This window comes from Nocardioides convexus (assembly GCF_011090295.1).
Window position 1 is genome coordinate 2,382,814 of record NZ_JAAMYA010000001.1, and the last position, 13,238, is coordinate 2,396,051.

15 protein-coding genes and 2 pseudogenes are annotated in these 13,238 nt (G+C 74.0%); 1 reads left to right on the forward strand and 16 read right to left on the reverse strand.

Translation table 11 applies throughout. The features are described 5' to 3' along the window. Positions 1-14 precede the first annotated feature (14 nt). From G5V59_RS17890 to G5V59_RS17960, 15 genes and pseudogenes are all read right to left on the reverse strand, one after another. On the reverse strand, positions 15-602 hold the full coding sequence (locus tag G5V59_RS17890) for an AAA family ATPase (protein WP_278257380.1): 588 nt from the start codon (positions 600-602) through the stop codon (positions 15-17). Next, on the reverse strand, positions 599-1,072 hold the full coding sequence (locus G5V59_RS17895; protein ID WP_278257381.1) for an ATP-binding cassette domain-containing protein: 474 nt from the start codon (positions 1,070-1,072) through the stop codon (positions 599-601). Before G5V59_RS17895 ends, G5V59_RS17890 begins: the two co-directional genes overlap by 4 nt. Then, entirely contained in the window at positions 1,017-1,457 is a 441-nt protein-coding gene (locus G5V59_RS17900; RefSeq protein WP_278257382.1) for a hypothetical protein, read from the reverse strand. The genes G5V59_RS17895 and G5V59_RS17900 overlap by 56 nt, the downstream gene beginning before the upstream one ends. Continuing rightward, on the reverse strand, positions 1,447-2,700 hold the full coding sequence (locus G5V59_RS17905) for a hypothetical protein (protein WP_278259912.1): 1,254 nt from the start codon (positions 2,698-2,700) through the stop codon (positions 1,447-1,449). Before G5V59_RS17905 ends, G5V59_RS17900 begins: the two co-directional genes overlap by 11 nt. Next, positions 2,604-3,548: a hypothetical protein gene (locus tag G5V59_RS17910; RefSeq protein WP_278260310.1), complete on the reverse strand. Its 945-nt coding sequence runs from the start codon at positions 3,546-3,548 to the stop codon at positions 2,604-2,606. The genes G5V59_RS17905 and G5V59_RS17910 overlap by 97 nt, the downstream gene beginning before the upstream one ends. A 38-nt stretch (positions 3,549-3,586) precedes the next feature. Beyond that, complete coding sequence (locus G5V59_RS17915; RefSeq protein WP_278260311.1) at positions 3,587-4,021, reverse strand: hypothetical protein; 435 nt, start codon at positions 4,019-4,021, stop codon at positions 3,587-3,589. Then, entirely contained in the window at positions 4,018-5,229 is a 1,212-nt protein-coding gene (locus G5V59_RS17920; RefSeq protein WP_278257383.1) for a hypothetical protein, read from the reverse strand. The genes G5V59_RS17915 and G5V59_RS17920 overlap by 4 nt, the downstream gene beginning before the upstream one ends. 110 nt (positions 5,230-5,339) lie before the next feature. Beyond that, positions 5,340-5,468: a hypothetical protein gene (locus G5V59_RS17925; RefSeq protein ID WP_278257384.1), complete on the reverse strand. Its 129-nt coding sequence runs from the start codon at positions 5,466-5,468 to the stop codon at positions 5,340-5,342. 24 nt (positions 5,469-5,492) lie between these two features. Then, entirely contained in the window at positions 5,493-7,616 is a 2,124-nt protein-coding gene (locus G5V59_RS17930; protein ID WP_278257385.1) for an aminotransferase class III-fold pyridoxal phosphate-dependent enzyme, read from the reverse strand. A gap of 53 nt (positions 7,617-7,669) precedes the next feature. Then, a pseudogene (locus G5V59_RS36995) lies at positions 7,670-8,563 on the reverse strand (aminotransferase class III-fold pyridoxal phosphate-dependent enzyme); the annotation flags it as partial. Next, the gene (locus G5V59_RS17940; RefSeq protein ID WP_278257386.1) at positions 8,560-8,766 is read right to left on the reverse strand and encodes a hypothetical protein; all 207 of its coding nucleotides are present in this window, start codon (positions 8,764-8,766) and stop codon (positions 8,560-8,562) included. The pseudogene G5V59_RS36995 and the gene G5V59_RS17940, both read right to left, overlap by 4 nt. Continuing rightward, a complete protein-coding gene (locus G5V59_RS17945) occupies positions 8,763-8,921 on the reverse strand; it encodes a hypothetical protein (RefSeq protein ID WP_278257387.1) in 159 nt (52 codons plus the stop codon). The genes G5V59_RS17940 and G5V59_RS17945 overlap by 4 nt, the downstream gene beginning before the upstream one ends. 8 nt (positions 8,922-8,929) lie before the next feature. Further along, the gene (mpaB, locus tag G5V59_RS17950) at positions 8,930-9,982 is read right to left on the reverse strand and encodes a daptide biosynthesis RiPP recognition protein (RefSeq protein WP_278257388.1); all 1,053 of its coding nucleotides are present in this window, start codon (positions 9,980-9,982) and stop codon (positions 8,930-8,932) included. Positions 9,983-10,024: 42 nt separating this feature from the next. Then, positions 10,025-10,648, reverse strand: coding sequence for an LLM class flavin-dependent oxidoreductase (locus G5V59_RS17955; protein WP_278257389.1), 624 nt, complete (start codon positions 10,646-10,648; stop codon positions 10,025-10,027). Beyond that, entirely contained in the window at positions 10,612-10,944 is a 333-nt protein-coding gene (locus G5V59_RS17960) for an LLM class flavin-dependent oxidoreductase (protein ID WP_278259913.1), read from the reverse strand. Before G5V59_RS17960 ends, G5V59_RS17955 begins: the two co-directional genes overlap by 37 nt. Positions 10,945-11,128: 184 nt before the next feature. On the opposite strand from G5V59_RS17960, the pseudogene G5V59_RS17965 reads away from it, so the two are divergent. After that, a pseudogene (locus G5V59_RS17965) lies at positions 11,129-12,394 on the forward strand (aminotransferase class I/II-fold pyridoxal phosphate-dependent enzyme); the annotation flags it as partial. Positions 12,395-12,505: 111 nt separating this feature from the next. Here G5V59_RS17965 and G5V59_RS17970 read toward each other — a convergent pair. Next, the gene (locus G5V59_RS17970) at positions 12,506-13,201 is read right to left on the reverse strand and encodes a hypothetical protein (RefSeq protein WP_278260312.1); all 696 of its coding nucleotides are present in this window, start codon (positions 13,199-13,201) and stop codon (positions 12,506-12,508) included. Positions 13,202-13,238: the final 37 nt, after the last annotated feature.

Below are 13,238 nucleotides of genomic sequence, written 5' to 3' on the forward strand. Positions count from 1 at the left end.
GACCGGCAGGGTGCTCATCGGACTCCTCCATCGACGGCGAGGCGGGGGTTCAGGGCGGCGTCGAAGGCGCCGTGCAGGCTGCGGCCGGTCGAGAGCTCGAGCACCGGGATGCCGGCCTGGGCGGCGATCCGCCCGACCTGGGCGGCGTCCAGGCCGGACACCTCCATCCGGTCGCCGTCGAGCACCCGCACCACCCGGCCGCCGGCCGCTTGAAGCACGGCGGCCAGGCCCGGCAGGTCGTCGGAGCGGACCACGACCGCACCGTGGTCGTGGCGGTCCATGAACGACCGCGCCGAGCCGGTGTCGACCACGGCGCCGTTGGCGATCACGACGAGGTCGTCGACCGGGTCCTCGACCTCGGACAGCAGGTGCGTGGTGAAGAAGAGCGTGCGGCCCTCGGCGCGCATCCGGCGCAGCAGGTCCTTGGTCCACAGGATGCCCTCGGGGTCGAGGCCGTTCATCGGCTCGTCGAGCACCAGGATCTCCGGGTCCGCGACGAGCGCGATCGCGAGCGCGAGGCGCTGCCGCATGCCCAGCGAGAAGCCGCCGGTACGACGGTCCGCGACCCCGCACAGGCCGAGGCTCCTCGAGCAGGTCGTCACCGCGGGCGGCCGGGACGCCGGCGAGCCGGCAGACCCACCGGATGCTGTCGCGTGCGGTCCGGCCGCGGTGCGCGCAGTTGACGCCGAGCACCGCGCCGGTCTTTGCGGCCCGGCTCGGGCCACTCGGTCAGCGGCCGACCGTCCACGAGGACCCGCCCGGCGGAGGGCCGGTCGAGGCCGGTCAGCAGCCGCAGCGTGGTCGACTTGCCCGCGCCGTTGGGCCCGAGGAAGCCGGTGACCGCGCCCGGCCGGACGGCGAACGACAGGTCCGCCACCGCGCGGACCCCGCCGTGGTGCTTGCCGAGGCCGATCGCCTCGATCGCCGGGGTGGTGCTCATCGCAGGGCTCCTTCCGCGAGCCGCGCCGGGGTGGACAGGCCCAGGAAGGGCAGGGAGAGGGGCTGCTCGTCGAGTCTCACCGTGCACCGCGAGCAGCACGCCGGCGGCGCCGGTGCCGAGGTCCGCCGACAAGCGCAGGGCCAGCGGGCCGAGGGTGACCAGGTGCTCGTTCCAGCCGACGACGTGCAGGCTCAGCGAGCGCAGGTGCGCCTCGTCGCGCGCGACACCGAGGGCACGGCGCAGCACCATCAGCCCGGCGCGGCCGCCGAACAGCCCTCCGTCGTTGACGAAGGGCACGGCGCTGGCGGTGCGGACCTCGGCGCGGAAGGCGGCCAGGCTCCTCGTCGTACCGCTGGGCGAGGAGGCGGTCGGCTACCGCGGCCGTGCCGCCGCTGCCGCGCACCAGGAGCGGGGAGAGGGTGCCGTTGCCGGCGCCCGCGCTGATCGTGCGCTGGGCGGCGACGTCGTGGCGCAGGGCCGCGGCGGCGAGGTCGAGGTACTGCTCCTCACCGCTCACCGCGGCCCAGGCGATCGCGAACGCCGCCGGCCCGGTCGCGCCGCCGAAGAGGCCGGGGCCCCACGACGACGCCTCCGCCGGTACGACGTCCTCGGCCCGCCAGGCGTGGGCGAGCTCGCCCGCGCGCTCGGTCAGCCACGCGGACCGGCTCGGGTCGTCCTCGCGGGCGGCCAGACTCCAGCAGCGCCAGACCCACCCCGGAGCGCCCGTCGGCGAGCCGCCAGCCCGGTCGCTCGGCCACCTGGGCCACGGCCCGGTCGAGCAGGTCCCCGGCGAGCTCGCGCTCACCCAGGGCGTGCAGCGCGACCGCGGTGCCGGCGGCGCCGTCGACCAGCCCGGGGTCGCCCCACGGGTGGCGACGGGCGGCGTCGCGCAGCCAGGCGCGGTGGGACTCCGGCACGTCGTACCCGAGCGCGTGCAGGGTCCACTGGACGCCGGCGGCTCCGTGGGAGAGGCCGAGGCCGGCGCCGCGGGCGAGGAACTGCTGCACGTCACCGGGGTAGAGCCGGTCGGTGCGGTCGAGGTCGGCGCTGTCGAGGATGCCGGCGGCGATCCGCGCGGCCAGCGCGCGCCAGGTGCCCTCCGGCTCCTCCGCTCCTCCGGTCTCGGGCCAGCCGGTGCCGGAGATCTGCCGGATCAGCGCCGCCGCGGCGACCTGCCGCTCGTCGATCTCCTCGACCGGCAGCGGCTCCGTGGTCGGCGTCAGGTCGGCCCGGACCCGGTCCTCGAAGTCCTCGGGGACGGGGAAGTAACGGCGGATGGTGGCCAGGAACTCACCCGCCTTGTCCGGTCCCCAGATCAGCAGCGAAGGCATCGGCACGAACATCGCCAGCCGCATCACGCCCAGCGCGTAGCGGTCCATCGCCGCTCCGGTGCAGCCCGGCGGCGCGGAGTAGCCGGGCGCCGCCATGAACTGGGCGGTGCGCTCCTCGATCGGGCGCGAGGCCTCCAGGTCGATGAAGCGCAGCGAGCCGTCGGCGGTGACCATCACGTTGCCGGGGTGCAGGTCGGCGTACACGACGCCGCGGCCGTGGATGGCGGCCAGCCCCTCCTCGACCCGGTCGATCATCTCCAGCGCCCAGGCGGCGTACCTCGCGAAGTCCTCGGGGCGCGCGTCGGCCCGCAGCAGCGGGTTGCGGGCGAAGATCAGGTGCTGGAGGTCCTCGCCGTCGACCTCCTCGCGGACCAGGAAGTAGTGCTCGTGGCCGCGGCGGTAGTCGAACAGGCGCGGGATGTGCGGCAGTCCGGCGAGCCTGCTCGTAGGCCCAGCGCTCCTGGTCGAGGCGGGCGACCGCGTCGGCGCCGGAGGTGTCCAGGCCCGCGAACGGACGGGCCTCCTTGAGCAGCACGGGCGCGTCGTCGCGGTCGGTGCCGTGGTAGACCCCGCCGCCGTTGGAGAAGTGCAGCGCCTTGCGCGGGCGGTAGGGGAAGTCGGAGAGCCGGGTCTGCTGGCGCGCGTCCACGGCCTCCTGCACCGGCGCGGGCAGGGCCACCCACGGCGGCGGGCGGAAGCCGGGCCCGCGCACGTCCGGCACCAGCCGGCCCTCGGGGTCCTCGATCGCGTAGCGCAGGTCGCCCGCGGAGGTGCGCAGGCTGGACCGGCTCGAAGGCGCCGTAGCGCACGTAGAGCGGACCGTTGCGCCAGCGGATGTCGCTGAGGATGTAGGGCCCCGGCTGCCCGTCGAGCAGCGCGCCGAGCTCCTCCAGCACGGTGGCGAGCTGGTCCTCGTCCACCGGGTAGATGGTGACGAACTTGCCGCTGCCGGCCCGGTCGGCGTACTTGCTGGAGCGGGCGAGCAGGCACTCGGTGCTCTTGAGGAACTTGAACGCCATCTCGTGCGCGACGCAGTAGTCCCAGCACGTGGCGAGCACGTGCTCGGCGCTGTCCGGGGTGGCGCTGACGTGGATCTTCCAGCCCTGGCGCGGCAGCGGCGCGGCCGGCAGCAGGGTCACCCACTCGCGGTCGGCGCCGCGTCGCCAGCCCGCGGGGGCGGCGGCGGTCGAGCGCGCGAAGGTGCCCCGCTCGAAACCCGGTACGTCGTGGAAGAGCGTGTCGGGCCGGCAGTAGTACATGTAGACCGGGGCGTCCATGGGCGGGACCTCCTGCGTGCGGTGGTGGGTGGCTCGGGTCAGAGGACCGGGGCCACGTAGGAGTCGTAGAGCCAGCCGCCGACCGACCGCTGGCCGACCTCGACCCGGGCGACCCCGGAGTCGTGGGCAGGCGGATCGGCCACGTCGAGCCGGAAGGAGACGACACCGGTGGTGAGGTCGAGGTCCAGGTCGAGCGGCGTGAAGGTGGTCATCGAGATCTTGGCGTGCTCCGAGGGGGCGTCGCCGACCGTGGCGGCCCCGGTCTGCGGGCGGCGGATGATGCCGTTGTCGCGGAGCTCGACGGGCTGGCCCGGGTGGATCCGGTCGCCGTCGGAGGAGGTCGTGACGTAGAGCCGCGCGGTGTCGCCGTCGACGGTGTAGCCGGCCGGCACGGTGCGGGCGACCTGCACCTGCGTCAGCACGGCGAGGGTGATCGCCGCCAGCACCAGGTCCACCCCGAGCAGCCGGGTCATCCGGCCACCGCCGTCGAGGGCGGCCCGGTGCAGGCGGACCAGGCTCCTTGCCGATCCCGCAGACGATGAGCAGCACCAGGCTCAGGTTGATCATCGCGCCGACGTACCCCATCCGGGCGAAGATCTCCGACCACAGCCGCAGGCCGACGAAGCCGACGAGGAAGAGCGGGAACAGCAGGCAGCCCAGGCCGTAGGGCACCACCCAGCGGCGGCCCGGCAGCGCGCGCTCTCCGCGCACACCGAAGAGCGCACGGACCAGGAAGGCGCGAGCATCGGCCATGGCGTGCGAGCGCAGGTCGGAGATGTCGAGGTGGGACATCAGCGCGAGGTAGCCGTCGAACTTCACGAACGGGATCACGTTGACCGAGCCCGCGACGTAGATCACCGCGGAGAGCAGCACCATGCTGCTGCGCAGGGTCGAGTCGGGCAGGGTGAGGGACACCAGGCCGCTGACGCCGGCCAGGACGAACTGTGCGGCGATGCCGGCGAGCGCGACCCGGACCCGCTGAGCGCCGCGCGGCAGCCGCCAGCCGTCGCTGACGTCGCAGAAGAAGGCGGGGACCAGGTAGAAGAGCATGAAGCCCATCCGGCGGGGCGTCCCGCCGAAGTGGGTGAGCACGGCACCGTGCGCCATCTCGTGCACGACGGTGGCGAGGAAGTTGCCGAGGAAGACGACCGCGAAGACCATCAGCGGGACCGGGCTGGAGATCAGGCTCGTCCACGGTCGGCGCCTGCAGCGCGAGCGCGACCAGTCCGCCGACGGCGATGGCGAGGCAGCCCAGCAGCGCCGGGCGCCGGCCGAGCAGGTCGGTCAGCGGCGCGAGCCGCCGCAGGATCCGGGACGGGTCGAGCACCGTGAACTGGATCGTCATGGGCGGTACGACGCTGACCCGGCGCCGCCGCGGGGGCGGGGTGTCGCCGTCGGCGAGCAAGCCTTGAGCCCGTGCAGGCTGGCGCAACGCCCCCTCGAGGACGTCCTCGCTCCAGGGCCGGCCGAGCACGACGAGCGACTCGCGCTGGTCGTGGTCACCGGTGAGCGACTGGGCCAGCCGGGCCAGGTCCGGGCCGACCCGGAAGTAGCGGCGTCCGTCGCGCTCGATGATCCACGGCGAGCCCTCCTCGACCGGAGGGTGCACCCGGACGTCGGCCGCGAGCCGCGGGCGAGCCGGCAGGCTCAGCGCGTCGCGGTCGTCGATCTGCTGGGTCACGGTGGGTCTCCCGGGAGAAGGGCTGGAAGGTCGGGGTGGGTGCCGCTGCTGTGCCCGCCACGTAGGACGGGCACAGCAGCGGATTGATCCGGCTGTCGCCGAAGGGCCGATCAGGTGTAGGCCGCGACGGTGACGCCGGTGACGACCACGCTGTCCACGAAGCCTGGACCACCAGCCGGGAGCGTCGAGGGTCTCCAGGCTCCTGCATCTCGAGTCTCGAGCATCTTGTTGTTCTCCATCTGAATCACCTCCTTCCGAGGTCTCTAGCGGTGGGGATCACTGCCGATCACGTGTAAGCGACGGCGGTGACGAGCGTGGCGCCGGTGACGGCGCTGATGGCGGTACCCCAGCCCGGGGCGTCCTGGGCCTCCATCTCCTGGATGGCGAGACCCAGGGGAGCGTCCTCGTGGAACATCCGATACACCTCCCTTCTCATCTCGATCCGGCCGGCACCGCGGTCGCGGTCCCGGAGTCCTGGTCGCGCCGCAGCCCGTCGCGGTAGAGCGCGGCGACGTCGGCGTGGTCGAGGCCGCGCAGCATCGGCAGCCCCGCCCCCCACGCGCGGACGGCGCCCGCGGCGAGCCGGTCCACGAGGTCGTCGTCCGGGCGGTGCCCGGTGGTCGCGATCCGCCAGTCGGCGACCAGCCGGTCGAGGCCGGCGCCGGCGGCGACGGGCAGGTCGACCGGGGCGGCCGCACGGACCACGTCCCACAGCCGGGCCAGCCGGCGTGCGGAGCCCGCGGCCGTCGTACCGGCCTCGATGGCCCGCCACAGCGCGGGCAGCACGATCGCGATGGCCTGCACCTTGCGGATGCCGAGGCCGGTCGAGAGCCTCGTTGGCCAGCGGCCAGCACTTGTCGATGTAGAGCGCGCGGTCCTCGACGAGATCGGCGCCGTGGGTGCGCCCGCTCATCGCGAGCAGCGCGGTGCGCCCGGCCGCGTCCATGCTGTCGTCGGCGCGGTAGCCGAGCCGGACGACCTCGCGCACCACGTCCTCGACCAGCGCGTCGGCGACCGGTACGTCGCGCTCGTCGCCCACGAAGACCCCAGCCACCCGGGCCAGGTTCTCCAGCGCGCCCTCGGCGAGCAGCCAACCGGGCAGCGCGGCGACGGCCGCCGGGTCGAGCACGGAGGCGTCGGCGCGCAGGCAGTCGCCGTTGACGAGCCGCTTGGCGCCGCGCACCTCCAGGCACGCGTTGGGGCTCACGTGGGCGCCGGTGCCGACGGTGGTGGGGACGAGGACCAGGTGCTGGCGCCGTCGTACGTCGCGGGGCAGGGCCACCAGCCCGCAGCGCTGGGCCGCGCCGAGCCGCCGCCGGGCGCCGTCGCCGCCGCCGAGCAGGCAGGTGAGCCTTGGCCTGGTCGATCACACCGCCGCCACCGACGCCGACGACGACGCGGTGCCGCTCCGCGGGGTGGACGGCGCTGCCGCGGGCGGAGACCACCCGGCGCTCGACGCTGGTGCCGGCGGCGCGCAGCTCGTCGATCACGGCGTCCTCGATCGCGGTGCCGGTGACGCCGTCGTCGACGAGGAGCAGCGCGGTGCCGGCGACCTCGCGCTCGCGCAGCCAGGGACCGAGGGCGGCGGTGCCGTCGAGCGTGACGCTGGGCCGGTCGGGGTACATCAGCGCTTCCCTCCCCCGGCGAAGGCGGCCAGACCCGCACGCACACAGCCGAAGAGCTCGTCGACCTCGGCCTCGGTGTAGACCAGGGCCGGGATGAGCCTGGAAGCCGTGCGGCCCGGGGTGCACGACCGCGCCGGCGTGGCGGATCGCGGTGACCAGGTCGGCCACGTCCGTGCCGGCGATCGGGCGCCCGTCGGCGCCGGCGACGGTCACCGCGCGGAAGCAGCCGCGCCCGTCGTGGCCGGTCACCGCGGCCTCGTCGGCGACCAGCCGGTCGAGCCGGGCATCGAGCAGGCGGGCCACACCACGACCGCGCTCGACCGCGTCCAGGCCGGCCATCTGCTCGATGGTGGCGATGATCGCGGCGGCCGTGGTGGCCGTGCCGGCCTGGGTCTCGGCGTGACCGAGCACCGCGTCGGCGGAGGCGAAGACATCGGCCACCTCGTGCGAGACGAGGACCGCGGCGGCGGCACAGGTCCCGTTGGTCAGGCCCTTCGAGGTGACCATCACGTCCGGGCGGCCGGGCCACGTCTGCGAGGCGAAGTAGTCACCCGTACGGCCGAAGCCGGTGGCGACCTCGTCGGCGACCAGCAGGAAGCCGTGCTCGTCGCGCAGGCGGACCAGCGCAGCGACGTACTCCTCGGCGAGGGGGAGGGCACCCGTGCCGAGCACCGGCTCGACCACGACGGCCGCGACCTGGGCGCCCTCGCGCTCCAGCAGCCGGGCGAGCGAGTCGACGTCGTTGGGCGGGACGTGGCGCACCAGGCGCCGGTCGACGCCGTACGAGCCTGCTGGCCGAGGTCGTCGGCGGTGAGCGCGGCGCTGCCGAACATCAGCCCGTGGTAGGCTTGTCGCGCAGCCCCACGACGAGGCGTCGGCGGGTGTCGCCGCGCAGCGCGTGGTGGTGGCGGACCAGACTTCATCACCAGGTCGTTGGCCGCGCCGCCGGAGGTGCTGAACAGCACCTTGCCGAAGTGGCCGCTGCCGGCGACCTCGCACAGCAGGTCCGCTGCCTCGCGAGCCCGGTCGTTCTCCCACCGGAACACCCCGAGGTACGACGCGTCGCGGGTCGCCTCGCCGACCGCCTTCGCGATCGCCTCGTTGCCGTAGCCGAGGTTGACGTTCCACAGCCCGCTGGTGGCACACAGCCGCTCGCTTCCGTCGAGGAAGGAGAGCCGCACGCCGGAGGCGCCGCGCAGGCACAGGTCGTCGTCGCCGTGCCGGCTGGGTGGCAGCAGGGCGGGCCACAGCGCGGTCACGACGCGACCACCTCCAAGAAGACGTCGCGCACGACGGTGCCGGGACCGGCGACCGGGTGCTCGGCGCGCAGCGTGAAGCCGGCCTCGGCCAGGCTCTGCGACCACGAGGTCGCGGTCCATCACCCGTGGCGCGCTCAGGCACACCGGGGAGGCGGGCGACTCGCCGTCGAGCGGGTAGACGCAGACCGTGCGGTGGTCCTCACCGGGCTGCCAGAACTGGTGCATCCGGTAGGCCCGGCCGGAGCGGCCCTGCACGTCGTAGGTGTCGTCACAGGTGCCGCCGTCGGTCTCCAGGGTGTGCGCGACCGAGAGCAGGAAGACGCCGTCGGCGGCGAGGTGGCGGCGCACGCAGGCGTAGAGGCCCTGGCGGCCGGCCGGGTCGAGCAGTGCGATCGAGGAGGCGCCGAGGGCGACCACGCCGAAGGTGCGGCCCAGGTCGAAGTCGCTCATGTCCGCCTCGAGGACCTCCAGGCTGGTCGCCGCCACGGGCACGCGCGCCCTCGGCGCGCAGGATCGCGGCCATGTCCGGCGAGAGACTCGACCGCGGTGAGCGGACGGCGCATCCCGAGCAGCGGCAGGGTGAGCCGGCCGGAGCCGGCCGCGAGCTCGAGGATCGGCCCGGCGGTGGCGCGGACCAGCCGCACCAGGCTCACGGATCTCGGTCGGGTCCAGCGAGCCGGTGTCGTGGTAGACGGCCGCGCCCGCGGCGTCGTAGAGGTCGCAGAGGGTGAGACTCGCCGAGCCGCCCCTCCAGCGCCGACGCCGCGCTGCCGCGCAGCGCCCGCTCGATGGTTCCCGTGACGGTCATGGCAGGCCTCAGTCGCAGAGGGGGAGGCCGGCGCGGGCGAAGAAGTCGCGGACCTGCAGCAGCGTCTCCTCGGGCACCGGGCCCGCCGCCGCCTCGACGGATCCGAGCACCATCAGCCGCTCGACCACCGCGCCCGCCTCGCGCTCCAACCGGAAGACGCGGTCGGTGAGCGGGCTGTGCACGAACGCCGCATCGGCGGTCCACAGCAGGGTCGGCGCACCGGACCGCTCGTCGGCGGGCGTGACGACCTCGGCGAGCTCCGGCGTCATCCGGCCACCGAAGCCGGAGACCTGGATCTCGTGGTCGAAGCCGATCTCCCGCCCGCGGAGGTGGCGAACCCCGGCGATCGCGTCGTGGTAGCGCGAGAGCCACGGTCGGGCGGTGATCGCCGGAACCCGTACCTCGTCCGGGATCGCCGCGCCCAGGCACACCGAGCACGGCGAACCACCGGCCCCGTTGAGCCGCAGCCACTCCTTCTCCAAGGTGGCGAAGTCGTCGCCCACCTCACCCAGCCGCAGACCGCTCGGCGAGGTGGAGATCGCGCCGTTGACGTCGACGAACAGGCGCAGCGAGGGGCCGTCCTCGGCGTACCGGCCGCCCAGGGCGGGGACGTCGCACAGCGCCACCAGGTGGTGGGTCAGGAACTCGGGGAAGACGCCCGTCGTACGGGCCCGGTCGGCGTCGTCGAGGAAGGTCTCGAAGTCCGCCTCGTCGACGACGCGGACCAGGGTCGCACCGATCAGCGAGAGGTACTCGCTCGTTCCGTAGTCCTGGGTCTGCAGGAAGAAGGACGCACCGACCTGGACCTCGCCGCCGGGGTCGCTGAGCGAGCCCTCGTAGCCCATCACGAGCGGGCTCGGTCCGCTGTCCTCGGCACGGGGCACGAAGACCCGGCTGTCGGCGCCGACGACGCCGCTGTCGAGGACGCCGGGCAGGTGCTCGGCGCGGTCCAGCACGACGACGGCGGAGGTGTCGCCGAAGGGCGCCAGGCCCGACTCGAAGACGTCGGCGCTCACCAGGCCCGAGCCCCACGTCTTGAGCGTGCGGCGGCTGCCCTTCACCTCACGCGTCGCGCCCGTGGTGGGCGCCTCCAGCCTGTGCGGTCATCTCACAACACCCCGACTTCCTTGAGCACGAGCCTCAGGCTCCTCCATCGCCTTGCGCGGGCCGGACTTGTTCTGCACCCCGGTGAAGTTCAGGGCCACCTCGTCCACGCCCGCGTCCTCGAATTCCTTCAGTCCCGCCACCAGGCCGTCGAGGTCGCCGCTCAGGAAGGCGCCGCTCTCGACGAGCGCAGCGGCGGCCGCGATCGGCTCCTTGCCGGCGACGTCGACGCCGGCCTTGGCCAACATGTCCTGGTAGTGCGGGCCGCGCAGGTGCGCGGCATTGCTCGCCAGGGCGACCTCGGCCGGCTCACGGCCGTGCCGCTCCAACGCCATCGGTACGGCGGCCACGATTCGCGGCACGGGACGGCCCGCCTTGCGGGCGCCCTCCTCCAGCGCCGGCCGGATGGTGTCGCGGATGTAGGAGGCCGGGGTCAGCCAGGTGATCGCGACGTCCGCGACCTCACCGGCCAGCTCGGCCATGCGCGGCCGCAGCACCCCGAGACCGATCTCGACCAGCGGGTTCGCCACACCGAGCGAGCCGTGGCAGGTGAAGTACTCCCCGTCCTGGGCGATCGGCTTGCCGCTCAGCAGCCCGCGCATCGCGGTGACGTACTCCCGCACGGCGCCGAGCCTGGCTCTCGTAGGGCTTGCCGCGCAGCATCTGCTGGAACAGGCTTGGGGCCCGGCCCGTAGCCCGCCACCAGCGGCTGGCCGGTGGTCCGGGCCAGCGACGCCGCCTGCACAGCCGCCTCGAAGGGGTGGCGCAGCGGCATCAGCGTCACCGCGAGCCCGAGCGGGATCCGCAGGCCGGCGCCGGCCGCGTGGGCGAAGGCCTGGTGCGGCTCGATGACGACCGACTGGCCCTGCCACAGCCGGTGGACCGCGGTCCACTCGACCATCGAGGCGTAGGGCGTCAGCCTGGTCGGGCTTCGTCGTCGAGAACGGCAGCATCACGGAGTACGTGAGCATCGCTCCCCCTCTCTTTCCTCGGTCGCCATCGGATCGGTGCACCGATGCTCACCTGTCCGGAAGCGGCACAGAAGTGGGCTGAACGGGCCGGGGCGGGGCGTGACCGGATGCGGTCAGGGGTTCTGGGGGCGGATGCGGCACGATGGACCCGTGACGAACTCGACGCCCCTCGCCGACCTGTCCGCCGACGACCTCGCCGCGCGTCTGGCGACGGTGCGCGGCGACTACGACGCCCTGAAGTCCCAGGGCCTCAAGCTCGATCTCACCCGAGGCAAGCCGGGCGCCGACCAGGCTCGACCTGTCCAACGACCTGCTGCGCCTGCCCACGTCGTACAAGGACCGGGCGGGCACGGACGTGCGCAACTACGGCGGCCTGGACGGGCTGCCGGAGATCCGCGAGATCTTCGCCGACCTGCTCGGCGTGGACGCCTCCGCGATCGTCGCGGGCGGCAACTCCAGCCTGACGATGATGTACCAGGTCATCACCGCGATGCTGCTCAAGGGCGGCCCGGACTCCCCGCGCCCGTGGGGCGAGGAGCCGGTCGTGAAGTTCATCTGCCCGGTACCGGGCTACGACCGCCACTTCACGATGCTGGCCGAGCTCGGCATCGAGATGGTGACCGTGCCGATGAACGCCGACGGGCCCGACGTGGACGCCGTCCGGGCACTCGTCGAGGACCCGGCGGTCAAGGGGCTGTGGCTCGTGCCGACGTACGCCAACCCGACGGGCGCGGTCTGCTCGGCCGAGGTGGCCGCGGAGCCTGATGGCGATGCCGACCGCGGCGCCGGACTTCCGGATCCTGTGGGACAACGCCTACGCCGTGCACCACCTCACCGACGACGAGGCCAAGAGCGCCGACGCGCTCGGCCCGGCCGCCGCCTCCGGCCACCCGAACCGGCCGATCATGTTCGCTTCGACCTCGAAGATCACCTTCGCCGGCGCCGGCGTCGGGGTGATCGCGACGTCGGCGGAGAACCGGGCGTGGTACCTCCAGCGCCTCGGCTTCGCCGCGATCGGCCCCGACAAGGTCAACCAGACTGCGTCACGTCGAGTTCTTCGGCGACGCCGACGGCGTGCGGGCGCACATGCGCAAGCACCGCGACCTGATCGCGCCCAAGTTCGCCGCGGTCGAGGAGGCCCTGAGCAGCCGCCTCGGCGGTCTCGGCATCGCCGAGTGGACGGTGCCGACGGGCGGCTACTTCGTCAACCTCGACGTCCTCGACGGTACGGCGGCGCGCGTGGTCGCCCTGGCCAAGGAGGCCGGCATCGCGCTGACCCCCGCCGGCTCGGCCTTCCCGCACGGCGACGACCCCAACGACCGCAACATCCGGCTGGCGCCGACCTTCCCGGTGCTCGCCGAGGTGGAGGCGGCCATGGCCGGGGTGGCCGTGTGCGTCGAGCCTGGCGGCGCTGGAGAAGCTCACCGCCTAGGCCTGCAGGAATACCCGCCTACCGGGGGATTCCTACGGTTCCTGGCCGTTGCAACGGTCAAGAACCGTAGGAAGAGGTCAGGAACCCCGAACGAACGGCGAGACGTCGAGCGTGGTGAACATGCCGATGTCGAGCGGCCCGGGGCTGTCCGGGATGCGTGCGGGGACCGGCACCGGCACCTGAGCGCCGGCGAGCCTGGACGACGAGCAGCGAGGCCTTCTCCGACTGCGCGCCGGCGAGCGCGCCGGTCCACTCCAGCGCGGCCACCGCCCGGCCCTTCGGCGCCAGGCTCGACCACGCTCGAGCGCACCCCGCCCGTGGGGCCGTCGTCGGGACGCACCTCGGGCACGAACCGCTTCCCCCACTCCCCCCGCACGCCGATGCCGGGGATGCCCTCGAGCACGCAGGTGTCCGCGGAGGTGTTGCGGACCACGACCTGGGTGAACCGGTGCCCGGCGGCCGCGTCGAAGGACTCCAGCGAGAGCCGCACCTGGTCCGGGCGGCAGGAGCGCTCGCCGCCCGGCACGGAGGCGCGGGTGCGCAGCAGCGCGGTGAGCGCGGCGTCGTCGAGCCTGCGCGTCGGGCGTCGGGGAGGGGCCGTCTGGCCGCTCGTCCCAACCGGCCGAGGCCTCGTCGAGACCGGGTGGGGCGGTGGTGCCGCTGGGCTCGGTCACCGGCGCCGGGACGTCGGCGACCGGGTCGGGCGCGTCGTCGGTGCACGCCGCGAACGGCAGGGTGGAGGTGAGCAGGAGCGCCCCGAGCAGTCGCCGCATGACGCACACCCTAGGCAGCGGCCCGAAAGCGCGACGC

Coding starts and splice junctions, on each gene's coding strand:
- G5V59_RS17910 (WP_278260310.1), bottom strand. CDS start 3,548: ATGGACGCCCCGGTCTACATGTACTACTGCCGGCCCGACACGCTCTTC.
- G5V59_RS17915 (WP_278260311.1), bottom strand. CDS start 4,021: ATGACCCGGCTGCTCGGGGTGGACCTGGTGCTGGCGGCGATCACCCTC.
- G5V59_RS17925 (WP_278257384.1), bottom strand. CDS start 5,468: ATGGAGAACAACAAGATGCTCGAGACTCGAGATGCAGGAGCCTGGAGA.
- G5V59_RS17945 (WP_278257387.1), bottom strand. CDS start 8,921: ATGACCGTCACGGGAACCATCGAGCGGGCGCTGCGCGGCAGCGCGGCG.
- G5V59_RS17970 (WP_278260312.1), bottom strand. CDS start 13,201: ATGCGGCGACTGCTCGGGGCGCTCCTGCTCACCTCCACCCTGCCGTTC.